The sequence below is a fragment of the Nocardia fusca NBRC 14340 genome (genome assembly GCF_001618425.1).
Classification (GTDB): domain Bacteria; phylum Actinomycetota; class Actinomycetes; order Mycobacteriales; family Mycobacteriaceae; genus Nocardia; species Nocardia fusca.
In genome coordinates this window covers 1-26,385 of sequence record NZ_BDCU01000065.1, presented here as the reverse complement: position 1 = coordinate 26,385, position 26,385 = coordinate 1, and the positions used below count along the sequence as shown (strand labels likewise).

The window sequence follows — 26,385 nt, the reverse complement described above, 5'->3', positions numbered from 1 at the left end:
GGGCCTCGACCCTTTGTGGGCCTCGCTGAACTCGGCACCGAGAGGGTGCGGCTGTCCGCGGTGACCAGGTGATCAGGTGAGCACGTGGAGTTTGCCGAGTGTTCGGGGCTCGCTGGAGCCATGGGAGCTTATGCCCGGTCGTAGGTGGGGAGCCGGGTGCGGCGGGATCGTAGGGTGGGCCGAAGCTCAGGCCTGCGATCCCGCCGCCGGAAAATCAGCCCGCCAGGGCGACCGAGCGGCGGCGGAGCCGGCGGCGGCCTTCGGCGATCGCCGTGCGCAGGCCCCGGCGCTTTCCGGTGATGGGATCGACCGTGGACACCGCCTGCCCGTTGAATTTCCGTTCCGAGGCGGTCTCGGGGGCGTCGTCGGCGGTGTGGCGAAGGTATTTGTTGGGCAGCGACAGTTTCAGGATGGTGCGCCAGGCTTTGAAGTACTGCACCGGCAGCGAGCCGGTGGTGTACGGCAGGTCGTATTTGTCGCACAGTTCGCGCACCCGCACCGCGACCTCGGCGTAGCGGTTACTGGGCAGATCGGGGAAGAGGTGGTGCTCGATCTGGTGGCTGAGATTGCCGGTCATGAAGTGCATGAGCTTGCCGCCGGAGATATTGGCGCTGCCCAGCATCTGCCGCAGGTACCACTGGGCCTGGGATTCGTTGTCGATATCGGCCCTGGTGAATTTTTCGGCGCCGTCGGGGAAGTGGCCGCAGAAGATGACCGCGTTGGACCAGACATTGCGGATCACGTTCGCCGTGAGATTGGCGGTCAGGGTGTGGAAGAACGAGGGCCCGGTCAATAGCGGGTAGACGACGTAGTCCTTCACCGCCTGCTTCTTGACCTTGGCCACGACCTCGTCGACCTTACGGTCGAATTCCGCCCGTTCTGGGCTTCCCGGCTTGAATTTCCCGGCAGCCAGTTTCCCGAGTTCGAGGTGCTGGATCGCGACGCCGTATTCGAACAGCGACTGCAGCACCAGGTTGTAGACCGGGTTACCGATGTTGAACGGCTTCCAGCGCTGATCACGCGTGACCCGCAGCAGGCCGTAGCCGATATCGTCGTCCATTCCCAGGACGTTGGTGTACTTGTGGTGCAGGTAGTTGTGGGTGTGCTTCCAGTGTTTGGACGGGCCCGCGTTGTCCCATTCCCAGTGAGTGGAGTGGATCTCCGGATCGTTCATCCAGTCCCATTGACCGTGCATCACATTGTGCCCGATCTCCATGTTCTCGATGATCTTGGCGGTGCCCAGCAACGCCACGCCGGCCAGCCAGGCCGGGGGCAGGAAACTGGCGAACAGGACCGTCCGGCCGCTGATCTCGAGCGCACGCTGGAGCCTGATGACATTGCGAATGTATCGGGCGTCGCGCTCGCCTCGGGTCGATTCGATGTCCCGGCGAATCGCATCGAACTCGGCTCCGAGAGCCTCCACATCCGCCTCGGTGAGATGCGCGTATTCCTTGACATCCGAGATAGCCATGGCGGCTACCCTACCGTAAGTTACGTCACCGTAGGTTTGGAGATTCACGTAAAAAATGTGGTGTGCGCCCTATTGCACGTCCCAAAGCCTGATGATAGACCGGGCGAAACGCCGCAATTGTGCGTCACATTTGGGACTCGGTGTGGATGATCGCCTGGCATGGCGGTCGTGTTACGCCCCACGCGATTATTCGAACGCGCCGCTCAGGCCGAGTACGAACGCTGCGATCTGCGCAGCGCGTGCCGGGCTCGCCGGAGCAGATCCTGCTCCTGCCGGGCCTTGGCCCGCAGGGTCCGCTCGGCGCTGCGCAGCATTTCCTTTTCCTGCTCGGCTTTGGCGCGCAGCGCGATTTTCGCCTCGTGCAACGCCGAGCGCAGGCCGCGACGCTTTCCGGTCGCCGGGTCGATACTCCACGGCCGGTTCTCCGGCCCGGCGTGCACGGTGAGTCCGGCGAACTTGCGTTCGGAAGAGGTCTCCGGCGCATCGTCGGCGGTACGCCGTAGGAATCGGTCGGGCAGGGCCAGTTTGTGAATGGTGCGGAAGGCGAGCAGGTATTGCTTGCTCAGGGATCCCGTCGTATACGGCAGATCGTATTTCTCGCAGAGCTGGCGCACTCGACGGGCGATCTCCGGATAACGGTTGCTCGGTAGATCAGGGAACATGTGATGCTCGATCTGATGGCTCAGATGGCCGCTCATGAAGCCCATTACCGGGCCGGCGGTGAAGTTGGCACTGCCCAGCATCTGCCGGAGATACCATTCCCCGCCGGTCTCGTTCGTCAACTGCTCCGGCGAGAACTTCTCCGCACCGTCCGGAAAGTGCCCGCAGAAGATCACCACGTTCGACCAGATATTGCGGATCAGGTTCGCGGCGATGTTGGCCGCGAGTGTGTACTTGAAATTCTTGCCGGTCAGCGCCGGGTAGATCAAGAAGTCCTTGCCCAGCTGCCGGGACGCCTTACGGACGAATTCGACGTTGTGCCGGGACGACTCCCAGGGGCCCACCTCCGCGTGGTCACGCTGGATCTTCCAATCGTGCAGAGCGATGCCCCAGTCGAACATCGATGCCAGCAGAAGATAGGACACCGGCTGCGCCAGATGGATCGGCCGCCATTGGTTGTCCCTGGTCATACGGAGGAAATTGAAACCGAGATCCTCGTCCATGCCGAGGATGTTGGTGTAGGTGTGGTGTGTGTAGTTGTGCGCGGTCTGCCACTGCCTGGAGGGGCCCGTCATATCCCATTCCCAGGTGGTGGAATGGATCTCCGGATCGTTCATCCAGTCCCATTGCCCGTGGCTGATGTTGTGACCGAGCTCCATGTTCTCGATGATCTTGGCCAGCGAGAGAAGGGCGGTCCCGGACAGCCAGGCCCACCGGTTCCGGCTGCCGACCAGCACCAGACGGCCGACGATCTCGAGTCCGCGCTGCGCGGCGATGGTGCGCCGGATGTACCGGGCATCCCGTTCGCCCAGGGACTGCTCGACCTCCCGGCGGACGGTGTCGAGTTCCTTCCCCAGCGTCTCGACATCCTCGGCCGTGAGGTGGGCATAAGCTCTGATGTCGGTGATTGCCACCGGCGTCCCTTCTGTAAGCGCTGTCTGCGAAGACGAGAGCGGGATAGGCGGTATCCCCGCCCTCGGTCCGGCCGTGTGAGTTCTTATGCTGACACACCGTTCACCCGGCCGGTCTGTGTTCACGCTGGGTCGGATACGGATAGCGGGTTCCGTGATCTCCCCGGACCCGGAGAGCGACCTGCGGTTCACGTCGAGCGTACCTGCGGGAGGCAGGCTGCAGAGTGAACCGTATCGATCACACCTCGAGTGTGCAGTCACCCGCCGCGGCGGAGATGCACGTCTGAACCTTCTCTCCTTCGAACCGCTCCATGCCGTTGCGTAGATCGCGGGCATGTCCCGAACTCAAGGTGACCACACAGGTCTGGCAGATACCCATCCGGCAGCCGAACGGCAGCTGAACACCGGCGGATTCACCGGCTTCCAGCAGGGTGGTGGCGCCGTCCACGGTGACCGTGCGGCCGCTCTTGCCGAAGGTGACGGTGCCGCCCTCGGTAGTCGCGGATCGCTCCACCTCGAACCGTTCCACGTGCAGCGCCGATTCGAGACCGGCCTGCTGCCAGTGCTTCTCGACCTCGTCGAGCATGCCCAGCGGGCCGCACGCCCAGGCCTGGCGCTCCCGCCAATCGGGATAGAGCTCGTCCAGGGCGGAAGTGGCGAATTTGCCCTTCTCGCCGGTGAGGTGGATGTGGGAGACGAATCCGGGATGTCGCGCGTGCAGTGCGTCGAGTTCGGCGGCGAATATCACGTCCTCGGCGGTCCGCGCCGAATGGATGTGCACCACATCGGTCACCGCGTCACGGCGATCGAGGGCGCGCAGCATCGACATGACCGGGGTGATGCCGGAGCCGGCGGTCAGGAACAGGACCTTCGGCGGCGGCGGGGACGGCAGCACGAACGCGCCCTGCGGGGCGGCCAGCCGGACGATCGTCCCGGCCGACACCCCGTTGACCAGGTGGCTGGACAGGAAACCCTCCGGCATCGCCTTCACCGTGATGGCGATGACCTTCTTGCCGTAGCGGGGGTCGTCCCAGTCGGGCGGGCTGGTGAGCGAATAGGACCGCCAGTGCCAGCGCCCCTCCACCAGGATCCCGATACCGATGTACTGCCCGGGTTCGTACCGGAAGTCGAAGCCCCAGCCGGGTTTGATCACCAGCGTCGCCGAATCGGCGGTTTCCTTACGGACGTCGACGATCCGCCCGCGCAGTTCCCGCGCCGACCACAACGGGTTGGCCAGGTGTAGATAGTCGTCGGGCAGCAGGGGCGTGGTGACCCGTGCCACCGCCCCTCGCAGCAGATTCAGTTTGCCGCCGCGTTCGGCGATACCGGCCGCCGGCGCCTCCAGCCAGTTCTTGACACCGCGCACCGTCATTGCGTTCGGTTTCCTGCCCATTTGCGCTGTTCGTCTCCTGTGTTCTCCGCGCCCGGGGCGCGCCGTGGCACCAGGTTACGGCATCGTAGGTTGTGGCGGGAGCCCAGGTGAACGGCACCCGCCGACCCGGTTGCGGCTCACAGCGAGCAGCCGCGCCGGCGGTCCCCGGTCACAAGCGTGGGCTCAGAGCAGCTCGACGAGGAACGGTAGTTCCTGGGTGGCGTACCAGGCCAGCTGATGGTCCTCGGCGTCGCCCAGTACGAACTCGGCGTCCTCGTCACCGAGGTCGGCGGCATCGACATTGTCGACCGCCTCGGCCACCGCCGGTTCGGCTTCGGCGAGGTCCAGATGAACCGACGCGATCCGCTCGTACTCGATCGGTCCGTCCAGCTTCACCACCGCGTCGTCCAGGTCCGGGCGCAGGGTCGCGCCCTCCACATCCACCGCGATCACCGCGCGGCGGTACATCGGGGTGGTGGAACCGTGGACCTCCTCGGCCAGCAGCCGCAGTGCCGCCCGCGCGGCCTCGGCCATGGCGACCTCGGCCAGTTCTTCGTCATCGCCCGAGGCATAGGCCTCGCGGAGCGTGGGCGTGAGCGCGAAAGCCGTCCCGCCGACCGCGTGCAGTACGCGTTTGTCCACGAGCTCGCGCAGCATCGGCACGGTGGCCGGCACGTACACGCGCATGGTCTTGCGGTCAGAGGCAGGCACCGAGTAACTCCTCCATCGATTCGGGCACCGACGCGGCCAGAACCCCGATATCGGCCATCGCCTCGCGGTCGGCGTTGAGTCCGTAGCAGACCCGCCCGTCATAGGACGTGATCCCGATACTCGTCGCCTGGTTGCGCAGCAGTGGTGAAACCGGGTACATCTCCAGCATCCGCGCACCGCCGACGAACATCGGCGTCTGCGGGCCCGGCGCGTTGGTGATCACCAGATTGAACGTATGGTCTGCGAACGTACTCGCCGCCCGCACACTCATCGCGTGCAGGCTGGCCGGAGCGAAACCGGCGAGGTGCACCAGGGTCGCGGCCCGCACGCCGTGCCGGCCGCGGGCGTCCTCCGCGGTGGCATGGGCGATATGGGACAGCCGCATGACCGGACTGGGCTCGCCGACCGGCAGGTCGATCAGGAACGGGCTGATCCCGCTGGGCAGGGTGCGCCCGGTGCCCGGTTCCCCGCTGTAGCCCGACATCGGCACGACCGCGCGCAGCACGCTCGATTCGGTCAGGCCCTTGTTCCGCGACAGCAGCCAGTTGCGCAGCGCACCGGTGACCACGGCCAGCACGACATCGTTGATCGTGCAGCCGACCTGCTGGTGCACCCGTCTGTAGTCGTCGAGCTCGGTGACCGCGACAGTGAATCTGCGCTGGCGGGAGGTGCGCGCATTGATGGGGCTGTCCGGCATGCTGCTGGTCGCGGACCGCACCGCCGATACCGCGCCGCCCAGTGTGCGGCTCGCCGTGCCGATCAGCCCGGCGGTACCCGCTCCGACCTCCTGCAGGACTTCCACTGCCGAACCGGGCTGGGCCACCAGATGCCCGAGCGTGCCCAGCAGAAGATTCGCGTCGCTGGGTTCTCGGCCCGGTAGCCATGCGTCGTCGGCGACCTCCCGGGGGGACTCGGCATCGTCCACGATGACGTGCCCGATCTCCAGCGCGGCGTGTCCGTCCACCAGGGCGGCGTGGGATTTTGTGTAGATCGCGCATCGACCGCCGCTCAATCCCTCTATCAGGTACATCTCCCACAGCGGGCGGCCGGGGTCCAGCTGGCGCGAACCGAGCCGGGCGACCAGTTCGAAGAGCTGCTCGTCGCTGCCCGGCGACGGTAGCGCGGAACGCCGTAGGTGGTAGGTGAGATCGAAATGACTGTGCTCGACCCAGACCGGCCGGCCCAGCGACAGCGGGATCTCGCGCACCCTGCGTCGATAGCGGGGCACCAGAGGCAGACGGGACTCCACCAGATCGACCAGGCCCTGGTAGTCGATGATGCGCCCGCCGTCGTCGCCCGTGTTGTCGAGAACGGCCAGCGACCCGATGTGTACCGGGTGGGTAGTCGATTCCAGCCGGAAGAAGTCCGCGTCCTGCGGTGTCAGCTTCGCTATCACCCTGGCGTCTGCCCCTTTCAGAGTCCGGAATCCGGTCTCCATTGTGACCAGGTGGTACCTGTTCCCGCACCATTGTGTGTGATATTCCGATATGTAATTCGAAGGCTTGCGCGCGAGCTCGGGGTGATATAGCCGGCGCGGGCCCCGACCGGCCGCCGAATGTCGGACGAGGCACACGCGCCGGGTACGCGGCGGCGCCTACCATGGGAGCCGCATTACCATGAAGCAAGCTGCGGCTACGCGGCCCGTCGCCGGGCCGCGCGCCGCCGACATCGGAGCCGAAACCGACCCAGAGGACTGACGAGACTCGTGCCTGCGCTGACACTGACGAGGTTGCTACGTTTTGGTGAGGGTCGCATGGTCAAGCGCCTCTCCCATCTCGCCGACGAGGTGATCGGGCTCGAGGGCGACTACGAGGACCTCACCGATACCGAGCTGCGCGCCAAGACCGACGAATTCCGCGAGCGCTATGCCGATGGTGAATCGCTGGACGACCTGCTGCTCGAGGCTTTCGCGGTGGCGCGCGAGGCCTCGTGGCGGGTCCTGCAGCAGAAGCACTACAAAGTGCAGATCATGGGTGGCGCGGCGCTGCACCTGGGCAATATCGCCGAGATGAAGACCGGTGAGGGCAAAACCCTGACCTCGGTGCTGCCGGCCTACCTGAACGCGATCGGCGGCGACGGCGTGCACATCGTCACCACCAACGACTACCTGGCCAAACGTGACTCCGAGTGGATGGGCCGGGTGCACCGGTTCCTGGGTCTCGAGGTGGGCGCGATCCTGGCCGGTATGACGCCGCCGCAGCGGCGCGCGGCCTACGCCGCCGATATCACCTACGGCACGAACAACGAATTCGGCTTCGACTATCTGCGCGACAATATGACGCATTCGCTGGACGATCTGGTTCAGCGTGGCCACAATTTCGCTGTGGTCGACGAGGTCGACTCGATTCTGATCGACGAGGCGCGTACTCCGCTCATCATCTCCGGCCCCGCCGACGCCTCCAGCAAGTGGTATGCCGAATTCGCCCGAATCGCACCGCTTCTCAAAAAAGATCTCCACTACGAGGTCGATATCAAGAAACGCACCATCGGCGTGCACGAAGCGGGTGTGGAATTCGTCGAGGACCAGCTCGGTATCGACAATCTCTACGAGGCCGCCAACTCCCCGCTGGTGAGTTACCTGAACAACGCCGTCAAGGCCAAGGAGCTCTACACCCGCGACAAGGACTACATCGTTCGCGACGGTGAGGTGATCATCGTCGACGAGTTCACCGGGCGCATCCTGGTCGGCCGCCGCTACAACGAGGGCATGCACCAGGCGATCGAGGCCAAGGAAGGGGTCGAGATCCAGCCGGAGAACCAGACCCTGGCCACCATCACGCTGCAGAACTACTTCCGCCTCTACGACAAACTCTCCGGTATGACCGGTACCGCCGAGACCGAGGCGGCCGAGCTGCACCAGATCTACAACCTGGGCGTCATCCCGATCCCGACCAACAAGCCGCCGGTCCGTATCGACCAGGCCGATCTCATCTACAAGACCGAAGAGGCGAAGTTCAACGCCGTGGTCGACGACGTGGTGGAACGCCACCAGGCGGGGCAGCCGGTGCTGATCGGTACCACCAGCGTGGATCGTTCGGAGTATCTGTCCAAGCAGCTCACCAAGCGCGGTGTCCCGCACAATGTGCTGAACGCGAAGTTCCACGAGAAGGAAGCGCAGATCATCGCGGAGGCGGGCCGGCCCGGCACGGTGACCGTCGCGACGAATATGGCCGGCCGCGGTACCGATATCGTGCTCGGCGGTAACCCCGACATCATCACCGACACCCTGCTGCGCCAGCAGGGCCTGGACCCGGTGAACACCCCCGAGGAATACCAGGCCAACTGGTTCCACGCGCTGGAGAAGGTGAAGAAGCAGGTCGCCGAGGATGCCGAGGCGGTGAAGGAGGCCGGCGGTCTCTACGTGCTCGGTACCGAGCGCCACGACTCCCGCCGTATCGACAACCAGCTGCGCGGCCGGTCCGGCCGCCAGGGCGACCCGGGTGAGTCGCGGTTCTACCTGTCGCTCGGCGACGAGCTCATGCGCCGTTTCAACGGCGCGGCGCTGGAGTCGATCATGACCCGGCTCAACCTGCCCGATGATGTCCCGATCGAGGCGAAGATGGTCTCCAAGGCCATCAAGAGCGCGCAGACCCAGGTCGAGCAGCAGAACTTCGAGATCCGCAAGAACGTGCTCAAGTACGACGAGGTGATGAACCAGCAGCGCACCGTCATCTACAACGAGCGCAACCAGATCCTGCGCGGCGAGGATATGGAGGGCCAGGTCCAGAGCATGATCACCGACGTGATCACCGCCTACGTGGACGGCGCCACCGCCGAGGGCTATGTGGAGGATTGGGATCTGGACAAGTTGTGGGGCGCACTGAAAACGCTCTACCCGATCAGCCTGAACCACCGCGACATCACCGGTGAGACCGAGGTCGGCGAGGCCGGGGAGATCACCCGCGAGGATCTGCTCGAAACCCTCCTCGACGACGCGCACGCCGCCTACGAGCAGCGCGAAGCCGAGATCGACGGCCTGGCGGGCGAGGGCAGTATGCGCACCCTGGAACGTCAGGTGATGTTGTCGGTGCTGGACCGGAAGTGGCGCGAGCATCTCTACGAGATGGACTACCTGAAGGAAGGTATCGGCCTGCGCGCGATGGCCCAGCGCGATCCGCTGGTGGAATATCAGCGCGAGGGTTTCGATATGTTCGCCAACATGCTGGAGGGGTTGAAGGAGGACGCCGTCGGCATCCTGTTCAACGTCCAGGTGGAGGTCCAGCAGCCGCAACCCGACGGCGTCCAGGTGGACCCGGGTCTGCGGTCCCCGATCGGTTCGCAGCCGGTGCCGCCGGAGAGCCAGTACCCCACCGAGAAGCTGCCGATCCTCAACGGTGCGCCGCCGGCACTGCGCGCCCGCGGTATCGACGATTCGGGCCCGCGGGGTCTGAGCTATTCGGGTCCGGACGAGGGCGGCCGCACCGCGGTGCACAGCGACGCGGAGGAGTACGGCGGCTCCGATGCGCCGACCCAGGGCACCCGGCGGGAACGCCGCGAGGCGGCCCGGGCGCAGACGAAACAGGGCCGGGGCCCCAAGACGCGTCGTAAGCACTGATCTCGAAATCGACGGCGCCCGCCCGGTATACCGGGCGGGCGCCGTCGTGTCGGAGGAGTATCCGGAATGCCGCGTCCGCTCAGGTCATCACGGTGTGCTGCGGGCAGTAGGCGCCGACCGCGGCTTCCAGGAACAAGTAGGGGTATTCCACGAACGGCCGTGCTTCCTCGGCGAGGTAGGTGCGGGTCGCCGGGGTGTTGCCGGAGCTGCCGAGGTAATCGCACTGGGCGTGTGCGAGGGCGATCGCCGCATCCTGGAGCTGGCGGGTCTCGTCGTCGAAGGCGCTGGCGCGGAGGAATTCTCGGTCGGTGAAGGGTAGCTGTGCGACGGAATCGTCCTTGCCCGCCGGGCTGTGCACACCCGCCGATCCCGGGCGCGAGACGCCGGGTGGGTGTGCCGAGGCACTGGAGAAGCTGCCGAACACGAGCGCGGCGGTGACCGCGCCGATGGCCAGAATTTTGAGCATCGTTCCTTCTGTGTTCGTTGATGCGGGACGGAATGATGAAGCAGCGGGGCCGCCACGAGGGCTCGGCCCCGGACTGTCGCGCCGACGTCTCGAGGCCGTCTCGGCCGAATAACTTCGGTGCGCGCCGCATATTAACGCGGTGGGAAGCCGGCGGTTTGCTGATTCGCCGTGCGTCGCCGAACATCCCATCAATTTGCCTGATCGTATTCCGCGAATATGCGTTGGCCGGGCGTGTTCTGGGGGCCGCGCGGAACCCGGCGCCGGGCGCGATAGTGGGCGCGAGTTTGGACTCGCCTCGAGGCAAAGGGTTCGCAGCCGCGCTCGCGGACCGCACGATAGCCGGGCAGCGCAACCACATCACAAGGGACAGAACCCATGCCAGTACGCCAGGATACGACACGGAGCCACCGACGGCCGCGGGCCGTCGCGTGCGTCGCGGCGGTCACCGCCCTGCTGATGCTGCTGTGTGCGTGCGGTGCGGGCGGTGAGGCCGCCGAAACGGCCGACGGGAAGACCATCCTGCGTTATCAGGGCTGGGCCGGGAAGGTGGGATTCCACGAACTGGCCGCCGACCTGGGCTACTACGACAAGATTCAGCTGGAGTGGGTCGGCGATACCACCAGCGGTCCGCAGGACATCCAGTCGGCGGCCACCGGGGACATCGAGTTCGGGTCGGCGTTCAACGGAGCCGTCGTCAAGCTCAACGCGGCCGGTGCACCCATCACCTCGGTGCTCAGCTCCTACGGTGCCGACGCGCACGAATACACCGGCTACTACGTACTGGAGAACAGCCCGATCCGGTCGGCCCGCGACCTGATCGGCAAGAAGATCGGGATGAACACTCTCGGCGCGCATCATGAATTCCTCACCCGCGAATGGCTGGCCCAGCAGGGACTCACCCCGGACGAGATCAAATCGGTACAGCTGGTGGTGGTACCGCCGGTGAACACCGAGCAGGCGCTGCGTGAGGGACAGATCGACGTCGGCACGTTGAATTCGATCCAGCGGGAGAGCGCCCTGGAACGGGGTGGTATCCGGGCCCTGTTCACCGACCGGGATCTGTTCGGCGCGTTCAGTTACGGCACGTATGTGATGCGCGACGATTTCATCGCCGCCAACCCCGAGGCGGTACGCGATTTCGTTCAGGGCACCGCGCGGGCCATCCGCTGGACCCAGGTCCATCCGCGAGAAGAAGTGGTGGCCCGCTTCCTGGACATCATCCACAAGCGGGGCCGCACGGAGAGCGCCGAACCCGTGAAGTACTGGCGCAGTTCCGGGATCCCGGTACCGGGCGCGGTGATCGCCGAACGGGAACTGCAGATCTGGATCGACTGGCTGGTCCGCAACGGCGAACTCGACGACGACGCGCCGGCGGCCCGCGACCTCTACACCAACGAGTACAACCCGTACGCCAACGGCACCTTCCCCGCCGACGGTGGCCCCGACGGACAAGCATTGGCCGGTGAGAAATGAGCACTGCACCCAAACTCCGCCTGGATCAGGTGACCAAGAGGTTCCCGATCCGAGGCCGGAAAGCCGAACTGACCGCGGTCGAAAACATCACCCTCGACCTCGCCGCCGGCGAGTTCCTGGTGCTCGTCGGACCCAGCGGTTGCGGTAAATCCACGCTGCTCGACCTGCTCGGCGGCCTGAGTACCCCCACCTCCGGGCAGATCCTGCTCGACGGCACGCCGATCACCGGGCCCGGCCTGGACCGCGGGATCGTCTTCCAGCAGTACGCGTTGCTGCCCTGGCGCAGCGCCCGCCGCAATATCGAATTCGGGCTCGAGGCCAAAGGCGTGCCCCGCGCGCAGCGGCGCGAGCGTGCCGAGCACTACCTCGAACTCGTCGGCCTGGCCGGTTTCGCCGACCGCTACCCGCACGAACTGTCCGGCGGTATGAAACAGCGCGTCGCGATCGCCCGCAGTCTGGCCTTCGATCCCGAAGTACTGCTGATGGACGAACCGTTCGCCGCACTGGACGCGCAGACGCGGGAATCGCTGCAGGACGAACTGCTGCGGATCTGGGAGCGCACCGGTAAGACGATCCTGTTCATCACCCACGGCATCGACGAAGCGATCTATCTGGGTCAGCGGGTAGCGGTGCTGACCTCCCGGCCCGGCCGGGTCAAAACGGTGGTCGACGTCGACATCGACCGCACCGCCGAGGACATCCGCTCCGGCGAGGAGTTCCGTGCTCTTCGCCACCGGATCTGGTCCCTGCTGCACGACGAGGTCGAACGCGCCCACTCGCTCGAACTCGCCGATATCTCGACGACCGAAGAGGTTCAGCATGTCTAGCGCACTCGTCACCGGCACCTTCGACGCGCCGCGCACCGCCGGGCCCGAGCCCGCACTCGCCCGGCCCACCGCACCGGCGAACACCCCGGCCCGCCGGCCGGTGCAGTGGCTGGCGGGGCTGGCCTGGCGGGTGACGAAACCGTCGATCGCGATCCTGGCCTTCCTGGCACTCTGGGAGATCGCGCCCCGGGTGGGTCTGGTCGACAAGGTCTTCCTGCCGCCGTTCACCGAGGTCGCCGCGACCTTCTTCGAGCTGATCGGTAACGGGCAGCTCTGGGAACACGTATCGACCAGTCTGTCCCGCGCGCTCACCGGGTTCGTGATCGCGGTGGCGATCGCGGTCCCGCTGGGGGTCGCGATCGCCTGGTACCGGCCGGTGGCCGATTTCCTCAACCCGGTCCTCGAACTGTTCCGCAACACCGCGGCGCTGGCGCTGCTGCCGGTCTTCATTCTCGTCCTGGGAATCGGTGAGACCTCGAAAGTGGCGCTGGTGATCTACGCCTGCACCTTCCCGATCCTGCTCAACACCATCTCCGGGGTGCGCACGGTCGATCCGCTGCTCGTCAAATCCGCGCGTTCCCTGGGCTTCTCCCAGATCGCGCTGGTGTACAAGGTGGTGCTGCCGGCGGCGGTACCGACCATCTTCACCGGCCTGCGGATGGCCGCGGCGTCCTCGATCCTGGTGCTCATCGCGGCCGAGATGGTCGGCGCGAAAGCCGGGCTCGGGTACCTGATCACCGCCGCGCAGCTGAACTTCCAGATTCCCGATATGTACGCGGGGATCATCGCCATCGCGCTGGTCGGCCTGATCTTCAACGTGATCCTCGTGTTCGTCGAGCGTCGGCTGTCCAGCTGGCGCGTAGCTCTCTAGACAGGTAGTGATGTCGAACCAACTCCACCTCAACGCGTTCCTCATGGGTGTCGGCCACCACGAAGCGGCCTGGCGGCATCCGCGGACCGAGGCGCGCAATGTGCTGCGGGTCGGCCATTTCCAGGAGCTCGCGCGGATCGCCGAACGCGGCAAACTCGATTCGGTGTTCTTCGCCGACGGCCTCGCGGTGGGTCCGCGGATCGAACGCAACACCCAGGCGGTGTTCGAACCGATCACCCTGCTGTCGGCGATGGCGGTGGTGACCGAGCGGGTCGGACTCATCGCCACCGCCTCCACCGGTTACAACGAGCCCTACAACCTCGCCCGGAAATTCGCCTCGCTCGATCAGATCAGCGGTGGGCGGGCCGGATGGAACATCGTCACCTCCGGGACCGCCGACGAAGCCGCCAATTTCGGCTACGACCAGGTGCCCGACCACGACGGCCGGTATGAGCGGGCAGCGGAGTTCGTCGATGCCGCGACGGCGCTGTGGGACTCCTGGGAGGACGACGCCGTGGTGCTCGACGCCGAGACGGGGGTCTTCGCCGATCCGTCGAAGGTGCACACGATCGACCACCACGGGGACCGCTTCCAGGTGCGCGGCCCGCTCAATGTGCCGCGGTCGGCGCAGGGACGCCCGCTGCTCGTGCAGGCCGGTTCCTCGACCAGCGGTAAGGATTTCGCCGGTCGCTACGCGGAGGCCGTTTTCACCGCGCAACGCTCCATCCCGGAGGGCCGGGAGTTCTATCGCGAGGTGAAGGCGCTGGCCGCCGGCCACGGTCGCGATCCCGGCGACGTGCTGATCCTGCCCGGGATCGTGCCGTTCATCGCCGAGACCGAGGAGGCCGCGAAGCGGCTCGAGCAGGAGTTCACCGATCTGATCTCCCCGGAGTACTCGCTGCGCCAGCTCTCCCAGATGCTCGGTCTGGACCTCACCGACCATCCCCTCGACGCGCCGCTGCCGCCGCTGCCCCCGATCGAGCAGATCCGCGGTAACCAGAGCCGCTACCAGCTTGTCAAGGATCTGGCCGCCCGGGAGTCGCTGACCGTGCGCTCGCTCATCGCCGCGCTCGGCGGCGGCCGCGGACATCGCACCATCGCCGGGACACCGGAACAGATCGCCGACGATCTGCAGGCCTGGTTCGAGGCGGGCGCCGCGGACGGCTTCAATGTGATGCCCCCGTACCTGCCCGGCGGCCTCATCGATTTCGTAGACCAGGTGGTCCCGATCCTGCAGACCCGTGGCCTGTTCCGCACGGAGTACACCGAGCGCACGCTGCGCGGGCACTACGGGCTCGGCCGCCATACGGGCCGGTTCGCCCCGGTCGCGGCCGCGGCGGGCGCCTGGCAACACGGCGGGGGCGCCCGGTAGCGCTGCGGCGGGCGTGCAGCGGCGCCCGCAACAGGCAACCGCCGAGCCGGCCCGGTGGTCGGGCTCGCCCACCACTCGTCGGCGGGCGTCGGTTTCGCCGGCGCGCGGGTGGCCGGACGCAGGGCTCCGTCGTCCGGGTTCGACGCGTAGCCGCGCCGGCCCCGTGGCCGAGACGCAGCGCAGGTACGGTCAGCGCGCGGCGGCGCGGACGAGTTCGAGCAGTTCGTTCTCGTCCAGATCGATGCGCCGGGCGGCGTCCACGAGTTGCCGGGCGAGTTCGATCACCACCGCCCGCCCATCCGGTGTCCCGGCGCGGACCGTGGCGCCGCGCCCGCGGCGCAGTTCGATCAGCCCTTCGTCGCGTAACCGCTGATAACCCGCGAGCACGGTATGGATACTCACGTCCAGCGACGCCGCGAGTTCCCGGGCGCCGGGCAGCCGGATTCCGGCGGGCGCGTCACCGTCGGCGATCGCCCGCCGGACACAGGCCGCGATCTGGTCGGCCAGCGGCTCGGGCCGCGCCGGGTCCACACGGATCAGCACCGGGTTCGGTCCGCCCGTGCGACGACACCGGCCAGGACACCCGCACCCGTGCCGGCGTCGTCGACCGAGACCACGAACCGGCGCCCCGAGCGGCGGGTCACCACGATGCCGGGTCCGGCGCGCAGCACCACGGCCGTGGCCCCCGGGATCATCCGGATGCCGTACCCGCCGTACTGGAGGGGCGAGATGTCGTCGGCCGATACCTCCGTGATGTCGCCGGCCCGCAGCCGCCATCGTGGCCAGCCCAGCACGCCGGTCCCCACGGTGAGGCCGCGCTGATCCACCACCACCCGCAGCAACGCCAGTTGCGCGAGCAGTACTCCGGTGAGCGCCAGCAGTGCCCCGGCCAGCGGCTGGGCGACGAATCCGACCACCACTCCCATGAGTACGGCGACCACAGCGGTCAACAGCATCCACGGTGACACCGCCCGCCGCGACCAGCTGACCCGTTCGGTGCGGCCGAGGGCGAGGGGTTCGGCCGGTGCCGGACCCGGTGTCACCGGGCTCGCCGGTGCGGCGAGCCAGCCTGGTCCGCACCGGCTCGCCGAGGTGCACGCAGGTGCGGTGAGTTCTTCATGGCGGCCCCGACCGAGCTTCGATGTCGACGGACCGGGCGGCCGCGGCGAGGGCCGGAATCAGCGCCGGTGCCCGACCGCGGGAAGGATGGCCTGGTCGACGATATCGGCGAGAATTCGATCGCCGGGCAGTTCGCCCGCGTCGAGGGCGAACTTCAGGACGAGGGCCTCGCCGATATCGACGACAACGGGGGTGAGCAGGTCCGGGTCGATACGGCCGGCGTCCGCGTAATGTCGCAACACGGTACTGGTGAAGCGTCCGCCCTTCGGCTCGAACACCTGGGCGTAAATGGATTCGGCCAGTTCCGGATAGCGCTCGCGTTCGGCGAGAATCGCGCCGGTGGCGCGGGCGGTGGGGGTCGCCAGCCAGGACACCATCAGCCGAAGGGCCTCGATCAGATCGTGCCGCAGATCGTCGGTCGGGGCGGGTGTGGGCCGCTCCTGCGGGAATTCGTTTCGCAACGCATCCAGCAGTACCGTCTGCGGGCTGTCCCAGCGCCGGTACAGCGAGGTTTTCGCGATACCGGCGCGCTGCGCGATCCCGTCCATGGTGAGCTTGCCCAAGCCGACATCGATCAGTTCCTCGACGACCGCGGCACGCACCGCCGCCACCACTTCGGCATCGCTTCGGCGGCCACGTGTGCCGGGCATGGAACCTGTCTTTCCGGTGATCGCGCGGGACCTGTCCCGTGCAGACTAGTCGGCGGCGGAACCGACGACCGCGACGGCGGTGGCGAACGGGCCGAGCTCGACTTCCCCGTTCGTCACCTCTTTCCGCACTGCTGGACCGGAACCGGTCGTGGTATCGACCGTATCGATCGCGGCCACCGGGTCGGTGAAGTTCACCGGGACCGGATGCGGATTCTTGTTGACGAGCAGGATGCGGCGCCGGCCCTCCGGGGACGCGAAGGCCTGACTGTGCACCGTGGTCTCCGGGGCGTCCGGCACGGGGGAGGCCGTGGCCCGGTGCACGGTGTCGCCCGGGCCGAAATTATCGAGCAGCAGCTTCAGTGCCCGATAGCGGGCATTGGGCTCCCCGGTGTTCCAGTCCAGCAACGAGGCGCCGTGGATCATCCCCGGATAGTCGATGAATTCGGCCACGCCCACCAGGTCGATGCCCAGTGCGGTCAGCCGCGACCACAGGTACGCGACGACGGCGCCACTGAGCGCCCAATAGTCCTCGGGCGCATCCGGTTCCGGATTCATCAGATCAGGGGTGAAGGTGCCGACTTCGTTGATATGCGTCTCGGTCCCGGGGGACAGCCGCTGTTTGATGGATTCGACCAGCCGCACCTGGCGGAGGAAACCGTCCGCCTGTGCGAAGAACAGGCCGGGCCATTCCTCGAACGGTGCGTTTCCGGCCGATGACATCGGGTTGACGATCTGCGGGGTCGCGTAGAAGTGGTACGAGAACGCGTCCAGGGGGATGCCGTCCTTGTGGTTGGCGGGGTCGAGGAAGTGCCAGAAGTACTCCGGATCGGTGGTGATCGGGCTGAGCGAGAGCCCGATGAACTTCATCTCCGGATCGAGCGGGCGCAGTCGTTCGACGACCGCGTCGTAGAGCCTGGTGTAGACCTCGGGTGAGAGCTGGTGGCCCATATCGGGTTCGCACAGCACCTCCCAGTAGGCGAAGCGGTGGTCGCGGCCGGATTCGTGGCGCACTCCGAACTGGTCGGTGAATCCGCCGGCGATGTACCAGCGGCCGATCCGCTCGAAATGCTCGGCTACTTCGGTGAGGGTGGGGTCACGGAATTGCGTGCCCTGTTCGTAGTCCCAATGGATCGCGCCCGGATCGTCCTGCACCACCACCGGCTCCGGTGTTTCGAACATCCAGGTGGGGATGGTGGCGAAATTCGCGACCACCGGCCGGCCGGCGGTGGCGTCCAGGAAGTCGTCCACGAACGCGTCGAGCCGTCGGAAATCCCATGAGGTCCGGCCGTCGGCGGGCGCCTCGAGTTCGGGTACGGCCAATTTGGGGGAGGACCACCAGGGCAGGAATCGGGTGTAGTCGGTCCCGAGCGCACGCAGCGCGTCGAAGGCCTTGTCGTGGATCTGGGAACCGCGCCGCAGTGGCGGCGCGGTCCACAGATGGGTGGTCAGCGTGGTTTTCGACGTGATGGTCGGTGTCTTCCAGTCGACCGTGACGGGCAGCGAGAAGTTCATGGGCGCTTCTTTCGTCGTAGCTAGATCCGATACTGTAGCTACGTAATCATAGCTACGCAAGTGTATCTAATTTAGCCGATGTCGGGCCGCCGCTGATGAGGGCCGTCGGGTGGCCGGTCGGTCTTCCTGTGCCGGAGCGGGAATCGGTTCGGAGGTGTCTACGGCTGCGATGCGTTCACCGGCGAGAGCGCCGTGGTCCGTCCGGAGGCGGCGCAGAACGACTGCCCCCGGCGAGCCACCGAGTCTGCTGTGTCCTGCCCGCGCCAGGAGAATCTGTCGGCCCGGGGGCGGACACTGATCCCATGGCATACGACGAGGAACTGGCGGAGCGGGTCCGGGCTGTGGTGGACGCCGGCGCCGACGTGTCCGAGCGGCGGATGTTCGGCGGACTGGCCTTCCTGATCGGCGGCCATATGGGGGTCGCGGTCAGCCGGGAGGGCGGGTTGATGGTGCGAATGGAGCCCGCGGCGGCCGCCGCGCTGGTCGACGACATCTCGGTGACCCCCATGGTGATGCAGGGCCGGGAACTGGACGGGTGGCTACGGGTGACGGAGGCGGCGGTCCGCGACGACCGTGACCTCACCACCTGGGTCGAACGCGGCGTCCGGTTCGCCGGATCGCTACCGCCCAAGACGCCGAAACCCCGGGCACCGAGGCGGAAGAACGCCCGGCTGCCGTAACCGGTGTACTCACCACTGGTCGTTGGAGTTCAGCGCGACCAGCAGACGGCGGATCGCCGCCACTCGCCGCGCTTTGTCCGGGAATTCGTCCAGCGCGCATTCCGGATCGGCGGGCGGGCCCAGATGCGTACAACCGCGTGGGCAGTCCTCGATCGCCGCGGCGAGATCGGTGAAGGCCGCGATCACGTCGTCGGGCGTGATGTGGGCGAGGCCGAACGATCGGATGCCCGGCGTGTCGATGACCCAGCCGCCACCCGGCAGCGCCAGCGCGACCGACTGCGTGGAGGTGTGTTTGCCCTTGCCGACCCCGGACACCTCGCCGACCGCCCGTTCGGCGTCGGGAACCAGCCGGTTGACCAGGGTGGATTTCCCCACCCCGGAATGCCCCAGGAAACAGGTGAGATGGCCGGTGAGCAGGGCCAGTGTCGCGTCGAGCGGGTCGTCGATCCCCGCGTAGACGATGGTCAGGTCCAGATCTTCGAACGCGGCCGCGAATTCCGAGTCTCCGGCCAGGTCGTGTTTGGTGAGACACAGGACCGGTTCCAGACCGCCCGCGTAGGCGGCCACCATGGCCCGCTCCACGAACCCGGTACGCGGCGGCGGATCGGCCAGCGCCACCACGATGAACAACTTCTCCGCATTACCGACCACCACCCGCTCGAACGGATCGGTGTCGTCGGCGGTGCGCCGCAGCACGGTGGTGCGCTCGGTGACCCGGACGATCCGCGCGAGGGTGTCGGGCCGGCCGGACACGTCGCCGACCACCTCGACCCGATCGCCGACCACGATGGGGGTGCGGCCCAGTTCCCGGGCCCGCATGGCCACCAGCGGACGCTGCGGATCGCCGTCGAGCACACACCCCCAGCGCCCACGGTCCACCGAGACGACCATGGCCGGCTGCGCGTCCCGGTGTTCCGGGCGGGTCTTGGTCCGCGGCCGCGAACTCCGCCCGGGACGTACCCGGACATCGGATTCGTCGTAGGAGGCGGTGGTGCGGCCGCGCCGGCTCAGTGAGCCGCTCCCGGTTCGGCCGACTGCGGGTCGAGCATCGATTCCCACAGGGCGACGAAATCGGGCAGGGTCTTGGCGGTCGTCCCGATGTCCTCGATCTCGATCCCCGGTACGGCGAGCCCGAGAATCGCGCCGGCGGTGGCCATCCGGTGGTCGGCGTAGGAGTGCCAGCGGCCGCCGTGCAGCGGGGCGGGGACGATCTCCAGACCGTCCTCGGTTTCGGACACCTGGCCGCCGAGCCGGTTGATCTCGGTGGACAGCGCGGCGAGCCGATCGGTTTCGTGCCCGCGCAGATGGGCGATGCCCCGCAGCCGGGACTCCGAATCGGCCAGTGCCGCCAGCGCCGCGACGGTCGGGGTGAGCTCGCCCACATCGTGCAGATCGATGTCGATACCGGCCAGCCGGTCCGGACCGGTCACGGTGAGCGCGCCGTCACTGAAACCGGCTTCGGCGCCCATCCGCACCAGGATCTCCCGGATCACATCGCCGGCCTGGGTGGTCAGCCGCGGCCAGTGCGGGATGCTGACGCTGCCGCCGGTGACCGCGGCCGCGGCCAGGAACGGGGTGGCATTGGACAGGTCCGGCTCGACCGTCCAGTCGACCGCTCGGATCGGGCCGGGGGATACGGTCCAGGTCTGTTCGCCACGGACATCGGCGGGCGCCTCGACCGCGACATCGGCGCGGCGCAGCATCTCGACCGTCATCTCGATATGCGGCATGGAGGGCAGTGCGCTGCCGGAATGGCGCACCACCACACCTTCGTCGAAACGCGCCCCCGACAGCAGCAGACCCGAGACGAACTGCGAGGAACCGGAGGCGTCGATGGTGATGGCGCCACCGCGCAGGGCACCGGTCCCGCGCACGGTGAACGGCAGGGCGTCGCCCTCGATATCCGCGCCGAGCCCGCGCAGGGCGTCGAGGATGGTGCGCAGCGGGCGGACCCGGGCGGCGATATCGCCGTCGAAGGCGGTCTCGCCCACCGCGAGGGTCGCCACCGGGGGTACGAAACGCATCACGGTTCCGGCCAGGCCGCAGTCGACCCGCCCGCCCTGGAGCGGCGCGGGGGTGACGGCAAGGGTGTCGGCGTCGCCGATGATCTGGGTGCCCAGGGCACGCAGCGCGGCGATCATCAGACCGGTGTCACGGCTGCGCAGGGCTCCGGTGATGGTCGAGGGACCATCGGCGAGCGCGGCCAGGACCAGCGCTCTGTTCGTGATCGATTTGGAGCCGGGCAGGGTGACGGTCGCATGCACTGGGGCATCGACATGGGGCGCTGGCCAGAAACTCACCCGACCATCTTGGCGCATCGGGCCGACAGGCGTGTCGGTGGTGCTCGTCAGTGTGTCGCCGAGCACCACCGATCGCGTCCTCACCGGTAGCTGCCGGACTACTTGTTCCGGCCGTGCAACAGCGGAACCATCCTGCGCAGCATCTTCATGTTCGTCTGGGTGCGGCGATAGCTCTGCAACGCCATCCCGGGAATCGTGAAGCGCTGCACCGCGATCGAATGCGGCCGGACGAATTCGCGCATACCCGGCTCACCGTGGATACGGCCGATACCGGAGTCGGCGCTGCCACCGAAGGGCAGTCCGGGGATGGCGGCGAAGCCGAGTACCGAGTTCACCGAGGTCGCGCCGACCTTCAACCGCCGGGCGATCTCGAGGCCCTGCTTCTTCGAGTACACCGCCGAGGCCAGGCCGAAGGTGGTGTTGTTGGCGAGATCCACGGCCTCGTCGATGCTGTTCACCGTGGTGACGGTGACGGTCGGACCGAAGGTCTCCTCCTTGACCGCCGCCGAGTCCTCGTCCACGTCCACCAGCACCACGGGTTCGATGAAGGGGCCCTTGATGGATTCCGGGCCGCCCAGCAGCGCTTTGCCGCCGCTGGCCAGGGCCGCGTCGATATGCTTCTTGACGATATCGATCTGGCTCGGCATGGTCATCGGACCGTAGGCGGCGTCCTTGTCCGAGCCCGGTTTCACATCCTTCAGGATGCGGGTCAGCTCGGCGAGGAACTCCTCCTTGACCGACTTGTCCACGTAGACGCGTTCCACGCCGGCGCAGGTCTGGCCGCTGTTCGAGGTGGCACCCCAGGCGATGGCGTCGGCGGCGGCCTTCACATCCGCGTCCGCCGCCACGATCACGGGGTCTTTACCGCCGCACTCCAGCAGCACCGGGGTGAGGTTCTCGGCGGCCGAGGCCATGATCTTGCGTCCGGTGGCGGCCGAACCGGTGAACGCGATCTTGTCCACTCCGGATTTCACCAGCGCGGCACCGGTCGCGCCGAAACCGTTGATCGTGACGAAAACACCCTCGGGCAGTTCCGGGTTGGCCTCGGAGAAGGCTTCGGCGAGGAAATTGCCGATTCCGGTGGAGAATTCCGACGGCTTGAACACCACGGTGTTACCGGCGGCCAGCGCGTAGGCCAGCGACCCGTTAGGGGTGTAGACGGGATAGTTCCACGGTCCGATCACGCCGATGACACCCAGCGGCCGGTATTCGATGCGGGCCGAGAAGTTCGCCATCAGCGGGCCCGAGGGGACCTTCTGGGGGGACAGGATCTTCTTGGCGTGCTTGGCCGCCCACGCGATGTGCTCGAGCGCGAGCATCAGTTCCAGAAAGGCGTCATCGAGCGGTTTACCGTTCTCGGCATGGATGAGCGCGCAGAATTCGTCGGATTTGGCGACCAGCCGGCTGGACCAGCGCAGCAGGGCCTTCTTCCGGCCGTCGAAGCCCAAATTCTCCCAGACCGGAGCGGCGGCGCGCGCCTTCGCGACAGCCTCACCGACCGCCTTCTCGTCGGCGATCGGATACGTGGCCAGGGTCGCTCCTGTGGCCGGATCGACCGAGGTGAGCACCGATTCTTTCTCGGTAGCGTTTTCGGTGGTTGTCACAGGTTCTCCTCTGCGGAAGTAGGGCGGTAGCTGCGCGTGTGAACGGGCAGCCTGTGACCGCCGCGTCCCGGTGAGAGAATGCTAAGACATAACTCTCAACACGTCACCAGGTACTAGCATCATTGTTGCGGACAGGGCCGGGATTGTCTTGATCTGTCGGTATTCGGTGCAAGTATCGGGATATGTGCGGACGGTATGCGACAACGACGGATCCCGGCCGGCTCGCGGTGGAGCTGGACGCCATCGACGAGACCGGGGGCTTCGGAGCACCGGGCGGTGGCGGGCCGACGGCCGGAGAGGACGCGGACAGCCGCGGTGGCCGGGCGCCGGGGGCCAACTACAACGTCGCGCCGACGACGCAGATCGTCACGGTCGTCGACCGGCATACCCACGAACACCCGGACGACACACCGAGCCGCCGTATCCGGAAGATGCGCTGGGGGCTGATTCCGCACTGGAGCAAAGCCGCCGAACCGGGAGTTCCGGTGAAGGGGAAACCACTGTTCAACGCCCGGGCGGACAGGGCGGCCACGCTCCCGTCCTTCCGGGACGCGGTGAAATACCGGCGCTGCCTGGTCCCGATGGACGGCTGGTACGAATGGCTCGTCGAATCCGATCCGGCGGGTTCGGGCAGCGGGAAGAAGCCCAAGGTGGTCAAGCACCCGTACTTCATGTCCCGTCCGGACGGTGAGCGGCTGTACATGGCGGGGCTGTGGTCGGTCTGGCGGGACCGGTCGCTCGACGATCCCGAACCGCTGCTGTCGTGCACCATCCTCACCACCGACGCGGTCGGTGACCTCACCCGGATCCACGACCGGATGCCGCTGCCCATGCCCCGCGAACACTGGGATGCCTGGCTCGACCCCGATCACCGCGCACCCGCCGACCTGCTCGGGCCGCCCAGCGAGGCCCTGGTGGCCGAGATCGCGGCGCGGCCGGTGTCGACCCTGGTGAACAGTGTGAAGAACAACGGCCCGGAACTACTGGCGTCCGCCCCCGATACGGCGGAGCAGACCACCCTGCTGTGAGGGCGCGTCGGCCCGGGCCGGTGAACCGCCCCGGGCCGACGCGGGGCTCAGCCGCCCAGGGGGCATTCGATCGCCGGAGTGGCGATGTGCAAGCCGCATTTCAAAATATCGCCGCTCAGATCGATGACCTCGGTCACCACTCCGCCGCCGGCCTCCTCGGCGCGCTCGCCGGCCTCCTCGACGCGCTTACCGAGATCGTTCTCCGGTGTGCGGCCCTCCGGTGTGTGGCCCTCCTGGGCGCGGCTCTCCGGTTCGTCCTCGGAGCCCTGGCCGTCGAACGGGAACTCACCCGGCGCCGCCAGGGCCACCGGCGCCGACAGCACCGCCGGGCCGACAGACAGGGCCACAGCCGCGGACACGGCGAAGAACACGGTGCGCACAGATTTGCGCGGGGACATATCGCATCACATCCTCGGGTCGGACGATCGGTCGTACCAAGTAACGCATACGAACACCCCTGACCTGGGGAATTACCGCTCGGCGCGCGGGGGAGCGGGCCGATCCGGCGCCGCGCCGCCCCGGCTCAGGCGGTGACCGGGGCGGTGACCGCGCCGGTCAACCGGACCAGATCGGCGGGCGCGACCTCGATCTCCAGGCCCCGCCGCCCCGCACTGCACAACACCCGATCCCAGCCGAGCGCGGAGTCGTCGATCACCGTGGGATGGCGTTTGCGCTGTCCCAGCGGAGAGATACCGCCCAGAACGTAACCGGTCCCGCGCTCGGCCCGGGTCCGGTCGGCCAGCGCCGCCTTGGGCGCCCCCAGCGCCGCCGCCGCGGCCTTCAGCGACAGCGTGCCGGGAACCGGCAGCACCGCGACCGCCAGTGCTCCGGTGGACAACTCCAGTACCAGCGTCTTGAAGATCTGCCCCGGTTCGACACCGAGACGGGCGACCAGCACATCGACCGCTTCGCCACCGTAGGTGCCGGCGCGCGGGTCGTGGTCGTAGCTGTGCACGGTGTGTGCGGCACCGGCGGTGACCAGTGCCCGGATCGCCGGAGTCGCGGCTGCTGCCATGTGCCGGACCCTACCCGGGCGGCGCCGACCCGGTCTGTGAGGTGTCTTTCCCATGGTCGGGGAACACTTCGCCCGCACAGTGAGTTGTACGCGGCAGAAACAGCGCATCGGACGGAACAGACTGTTCCGCTGGTGCGGCCCCGCGCACGAGTGAAGGAGTGACGGTGCCCGTTCTCGTCGAACCACGCCCGGTCCACCATGATCCGGCTCCGGCGCGCACGCGGTTCTTCCCGCAGTTCACGTTCCCGGTAGATTTGGCAGGTAAGCCGATCGAAGGGACACGTGTGACGAGCGAGGACGACGTGGCGACCGACACCGGCGCCGACGCGCGGCCTGCCGGGCAGCCGGAGACCGACGCCGAACTGGCCCAGCGGTTCGAGCGGGACGCGCTCCCCATGCTGGACCAGCTCTACGGCGCTGCCCTGCGGATGACGCGTAACCCCGCCGACGCCGAAGATCTGGTCCAGGAGACCTACGTCAAGGCCTATGCCGGTTTCAAGTCCTTCAAAGAAGGCACCAACCTGCGGGCCTGGCTCTACCGGATCCTCACCAACACCTACATCAACTCGTATCGTAAGAAACAGCGCCAGCCCGCGCAGTACCCCACCGACGAGATCACCGACTGGCAGCTCGCCGCCACTGCCGAACACAGCTCCACCGGCCTGCGCTCGGCCGAGGTCGAGGCCCTCGACGCCCTTCCCGACGACGACATCAAAGCCGCCCTCGTGCAACTGCCCGAGGAGTTCCGGATGGCGGTGTACTACGCCGATGTCGAAGGGTTCCCGTACAAGGAGATCGCCGACATCATGGGCACTCCTATCGGTACGGTGATGTCCCGGCTGCATCGCGGACGGAAACAACTGAAGGGTTTGCTCGCCGATGTGGCGCGCGAACGCGGGTTCAATCGCAACGCGTCCGAGTCCGGCGATGCCGATACCGCCGCGGCGGTGCGCCAGGAGGTCAAGCAGTGAGCACCGAGCACGACCCCGATATGGAGCTCGACTGCACGGCGGTACTGGCCGACGTCTGGCTCATGCTCGACGGCGAATGCGACGACCGCACCCGCGAACGGCTCCAGCACCATATGGACCACTGCGCGCCCTGCATCGAGGCCTACGGCATCGAAGAGAAGATCAAGAGCATGCTGCATCGCAAATGCGGCGGTGACAAGGCCCCCGATTCGCTGCGCGAACGGCTTGCCGTGGAGATCCGTGCGGTGACCTTCCGGGCCGGCGATCTCCCGGCCGACCCGAACCGGGCCTGAAACCGGCCCACCACCCGAACACCGAGCGGCCCGCACTTCCCAGGAAGTGCGGGCCGCTCGTGGTCTGTGCCCGGCCTCAGCCGGTCGGCTCAGGCGTTGGGACGCTTGCCGTGATTGGCGGCATTTCCCTTACGGCTGCGCTTCTTGCGGCCACGCTTACCCATCGGTAGCTCCTCCTGGGGACATATCCCGCGACTGCGGGGAGTACATGTTGATCCCGGCCATTCTTCCATGTGTGGTTGGCTGTACCGACGGCGGTACAGCGGGCAGGGCCCCGAAACCGGAACGAACCTAGCGAACGGGGTGTCATGGCGGAAGAAGTGCGGGCGGAGATGGTGTCCACGGTGCTCACCGTCGAGGTCGAAGTCGGGGAACAGGTGGCGATCGATCAGACCCTCGTTCTGCTCGAATCCATGAAGATGGAGATCCCCGTGATCACCGAGGTCGGTGGCGAAGTCGCATCCATCGCTGTCACTCCGGGCCAGGTTCTCCAGCAGGGCGACCTCATCGCCGTCGTGCAGTAA

Annotated in this window: 26 protein-coding genes; 10 read left to right on the top strand and 16 right to left on the bottom strand. The window is 67.2% G+C overall.

The features are described 5' to 3' along the window. Positions 1-214 precede the first annotated feature (214 nt). From NF4_RS34180 to NF4_RS34160, 5 genes are all read right to left on the bottom strand, one after another. Positions 215-1,471 carry a fatty acid desaturase family protein gene (locus NF4_RS34180; RefSeq protein WP_063131539.1) on the bottom strand — a complete coding sequence of 419 codons (1,257 nt, stop codon included), beginning with the start codon at positions 1,469-1,471 and terminating at the stop codon, positions 215-217. A gap of 203 nt (positions 1,472-1,674) precedes the next feature. Next, positions 1,675-3,045 carry a fatty acid desaturase family protein gene (locus tag NF4_RS34175; protein WP_063131538.1) on the bottom strand — a complete coding sequence of 457 codons (1,371 nt, stop codon included), beginning with the start codon at positions 3,043-3,045 and terminating at the stop codon, positions 1,675-1,677. Between the two features lie 235 nt (positions 3,046-3,280). Further along, positions 3,281-4,414, bottom strand: coding sequence for a ferredoxin reductase (locus tag NF4_RS34170; protein WP_063131537.1), 1,134 nt, complete (start codon positions 4,412-4,414; stop codon positions 3,281-3,283). A gap of 183 nt (positions 4,415-4,597) precedes the next feature. Beyond that, a complete protein-coding gene (locus NF4_RS34165; RefSeq protein ID WP_063131544.1) occupies positions 4,598-5,101 on the bottom strand; it encodes a DUF6912 family protein in 504 nt (167 codons plus the stop codon). 10 nt (positions 5,102-5,111) lie between these two features. Continuing rightward, entirely contained in the window at positions 5,112-6,521 is a 1,410-nt protein-coding gene (locus NF4_RS34160) for a WS/DGAT/MGAT family O-acyltransferase (protein ID WP_198165579.1), read from the bottom strand. Positions 6,522-6,830: 309 nt separating this feature from the next. Here NF4_RS34160 and secA point away from each other — a divergent pair, with 309 nt between their 5' ends. Continuing rightward, entirely contained in the window at positions 6,831-9,680 is a 2,850-nt protein-coding gene (secA, locus tag NF4_RS34155; RefSeq protein ID WP_063131535.1) for a preprotein translocase subunit SecA, read from the top strand. Positions 9,681-9,759: 79 nt separating this feature from the next. On the opposite strand, the gene NF4_RS34150 is transcribed toward secA, so the two are convergent. Next, positions 9,760-10,146, bottom strand: a complete 387-nt coding sequence (locus NF4_RS34150; protein WP_063131534.1) for a DUF732 domain-containing protein — start codon at positions 10,144-10,146, stop codon at positions 9,760-9,762. Between the two features lie 375 nt (positions 10,147-10,521). Here NF4_RS34150 and NF4_RS34145 point away from each other — a divergent pair, with 375 nt between their 5' ends. Genes NF4_RS34145 through NF4_RS34130 form a run of 4 tightly spaced genes read left to right on the top strand, consistent with a single transcriptional unit; the run spans position 10,522 to position 14,689 of the window. Further along, on the top strand, positions 10,522-11,619 hold the full coding sequence (locus tag NF4_RS34145; RefSeq protein ID WP_063131533.1) for an ABC transporter substrate-binding protein: 1,098 nt from the start codon (positions 10,522-10,524) through the stop codon (positions 11,617-11,619). Next, entirely contained in the window at positions 11,616-12,446 is an 831-nt protein-coding gene (locus NF4_RS34140) for an ABC transporter ATP-binding protein (RefSeq protein WP_063131532.1), read from the top strand. The genes NF4_RS34145 and NF4_RS34140 overlap by 4 nt, the downstream gene beginning before the upstream one ends. Further along, positions 12,439-13,317 (top strand): ABC transporter permease, encoded by an 879-nt coding sequence (locus tag NF4_RS34135; protein ID WP_063131531.1) that lies wholly within the window; start codon positions 12,439-12,441, stop codon positions 13,315-13,317. Before NF4_RS34140 ends, NF4_RS34135 begins: the two co-directional genes overlap by 8 nt. A 10-nt stretch (positions 13,318-13,327) precedes the next feature. Next, positions 13,328-14,689: an LLM class flavin-dependent oxidoreductase gene (locus NF4_RS34130; RefSeq protein ID WP_063131543.1), complete on the top strand. Its 1,362-nt coding sequence runs from the start codon at positions 13,328-13,330 to the stop codon at positions 14,687-14,689. 189 nt (positions 14,690-14,878) lie between these two features. Here the strand turns inward: NF4_RS34130 and NF4_RS34125 are convergent, their stop codons facing one another. The 4 genes from NF4_RS34125 to NF4_RS34110 all read right to left on the bottom strand — a co-directional run bounded on the left by NF4_RS34125 (position 14,879) and on the right by NF4_RS34110 (position 17,970). After that, positions 14,879-15,232, bottom strand: coding sequence for a GntR family transcriptional regulator (locus NF4_RS34125; protein ID WP_063131530.1), 354 nt, complete (start codon positions 15,230-15,232; stop codon positions 14,879-14,881). Beyond that, positions 15,226-15,732, bottom strand: coding sequence for a hypothetical protein (locus NF4_RS34120; protein WP_063131529.1), 507 nt, complete (start codon positions 15,730-15,732; stop codon positions 15,226-15,228). The genes NF4_RS34125 and NF4_RS34120 overlap by 7 nt, the downstream gene beginning before the upstream one ends. A gap of 135 nt (positions 15,733-15,867) precedes the next feature. Beyond that, positions 15,868-16,458: a TetR/AcrR family transcriptional regulator gene (locus NF4_RS34115; RefSeq protein WP_063131528.1), complete on the bottom strand. Its 591-nt coding sequence runs from the start codon at positions 16,456-16,458 to the stop codon at positions 15,868-15,870. 45 nt (positions 16,459-16,503) lie between these two features. Next, a complete protein-coding gene (locus NF4_RS34110; protein WP_063131527.1) occupies positions 16,504-17,970 on the bottom strand; it encodes a hypothetical protein in 1,467 nt (488 codons plus the stop codon). A gap of 302 nt (positions 17,971-18,272) precedes the next feature. On the opposite strand from NF4_RS34110, the gene NF4_RS34105 reads away from it, so the two are divergent. Continuing rightward, positions 18,273-18,650, top strand: a complete 378-nt coding sequence (locus NF4_RS34105) for a TfoX/Sxy family protein (protein ID WP_063131526.1) — start codon at positions 18,273-18,275, stop codon at positions 18,648-18,650. A 9-nt stretch (positions 18,651-18,659) separates the two neighbouring features. On the opposite strand, the gene rsgA is transcribed toward NF4_RS34105, so the two are convergent. The 3 genes from rsgA to NF4_RS34090 form a co-directional block, all read right to left on the bottom strand. After that, entirely contained in the window at positions 18,660-19,661 is a 1,002-nt protein-coding gene (rsgA, locus tag NF4_RS34100) for a ribosome small subunit-dependent GTPase A (protein ID WP_063131542.1), read from the bottom strand. Further along, positions 19,658-20,968: a 3-phosphoshikimate 1-carboxyvinyltransferase gene (gene aroA / locus NF4_RS34095; RefSeq protein WP_084533793.1), complete on the bottom strand. Its 1,311-nt coding sequence runs from the start codon at positions 20,966-20,968 to the stop codon at positions 19,658-19,660. Before aroA ends, rsgA begins: the two co-directional genes overlap by 4 nt. An 80-nt stretch (positions 20,969-21,048) precedes the next feature. Continuing rightward, on the bottom strand, positions 21,049-22,554 hold the full coding sequence (locus NF4_RS34090) for an aldehyde dehydrogenase family protein (protein ID WP_063131524.1): 1,506 nt from the start codon (positions 22,552-22,554) through the stop codon (positions 21,049-21,051). A gap of 182 nt (positions 22,555-22,736) precedes the next feature. Between NF4_RS34090 and NF4_RS34085 the strand changes: the two genes are divergently transcribed. After that, positions 22,737-23,582, top strand: a complete 846-nt coding sequence (locus tag NF4_RS34085) for an SOS response-associated peptidase (protein WP_063131523.1) — start codon at positions 22,737-22,739, stop codon at positions 23,580-23,582. Positions 23,583-23,629: 47 nt separating this feature from the next. Here NF4_RS34085 and NF4_RS34080 read toward each other — a convergent pair whose 3' ends face one another. Together NF4_RS34080 and NF4_RS34075 are read right to left on the bottom strand one after the other, a co-directional pair. Further along, entirely contained in the window at positions 23,630-23,980 is a 351-nt protein-coding gene (locus NF4_RS34080) for a hypothetical protein (protein WP_063131522.1), read from the bottom strand. 125 nt (positions 23,981-24,105) lie between these two features. Then, complete coding sequence (locus NF4_RS34075; RefSeq protein WP_063131521.1) at positions 24,106-24,597, bottom strand: YbaK/EbsC family protein; 492 nt, start codon at positions 24,595-24,597, stop codon at positions 24,106-24,108. Between the two features lie 302 nt (positions 24,598-24,899). On the opposite strand from NF4_RS34075, the gene NF4_RS34070 reads away from it, so the two are divergent. Beyond that, a complete protein-coding gene (locus NF4_RS34070; protein WP_157120750.1) occupies positions 24,900-25,568 on the top strand; it encodes a sigma-70 family RNA polymerase sigma factor in 669 nt (222 codons plus the stop codon). A gap of 20 nt (positions 25,569-25,588) precedes the next feature. After that, positions 25,589-25,861, top strand: a complete 273-nt coding sequence (gene rsrA, locus NF4_RS34065) for a mycothiol system anti-sigma-R factor (RefSeq protein WP_063131540.1) — start codon at positions 25,589-25,591, stop codon at positions 25,859-25,861. A gap of 89 nt (positions 25,862-25,950) precedes the next feature. Here the strand turns inward: rsrA and NF4_RS40350 are convergent, their stop codons facing one another. Next, complete coding sequence (locus NF4_RS40350; RefSeq protein WP_022597109.1) at positions 25,951-26,025, bottom strand: 50S ribosomal protein bL37; 75 nt, start codon at positions 26,023-26,025, stop codon at positions 25,951-25,953. 144 nt (positions 26,026-26,169) lie between these two features. On the opposite strand from NF4_RS40350, the gene NF4_RS34060 reads away from it, so the two are divergent. Next, positions 26,170-26,385 (top strand): biotin/lipoyl-binding carrier protein, encoded by a 216-nt coding sequence (locus NF4_RS34060; RefSeq protein WP_063131520.1) that lies wholly within the window; start codon positions 26,170-26,172, stop codon positions 26,383-26,385.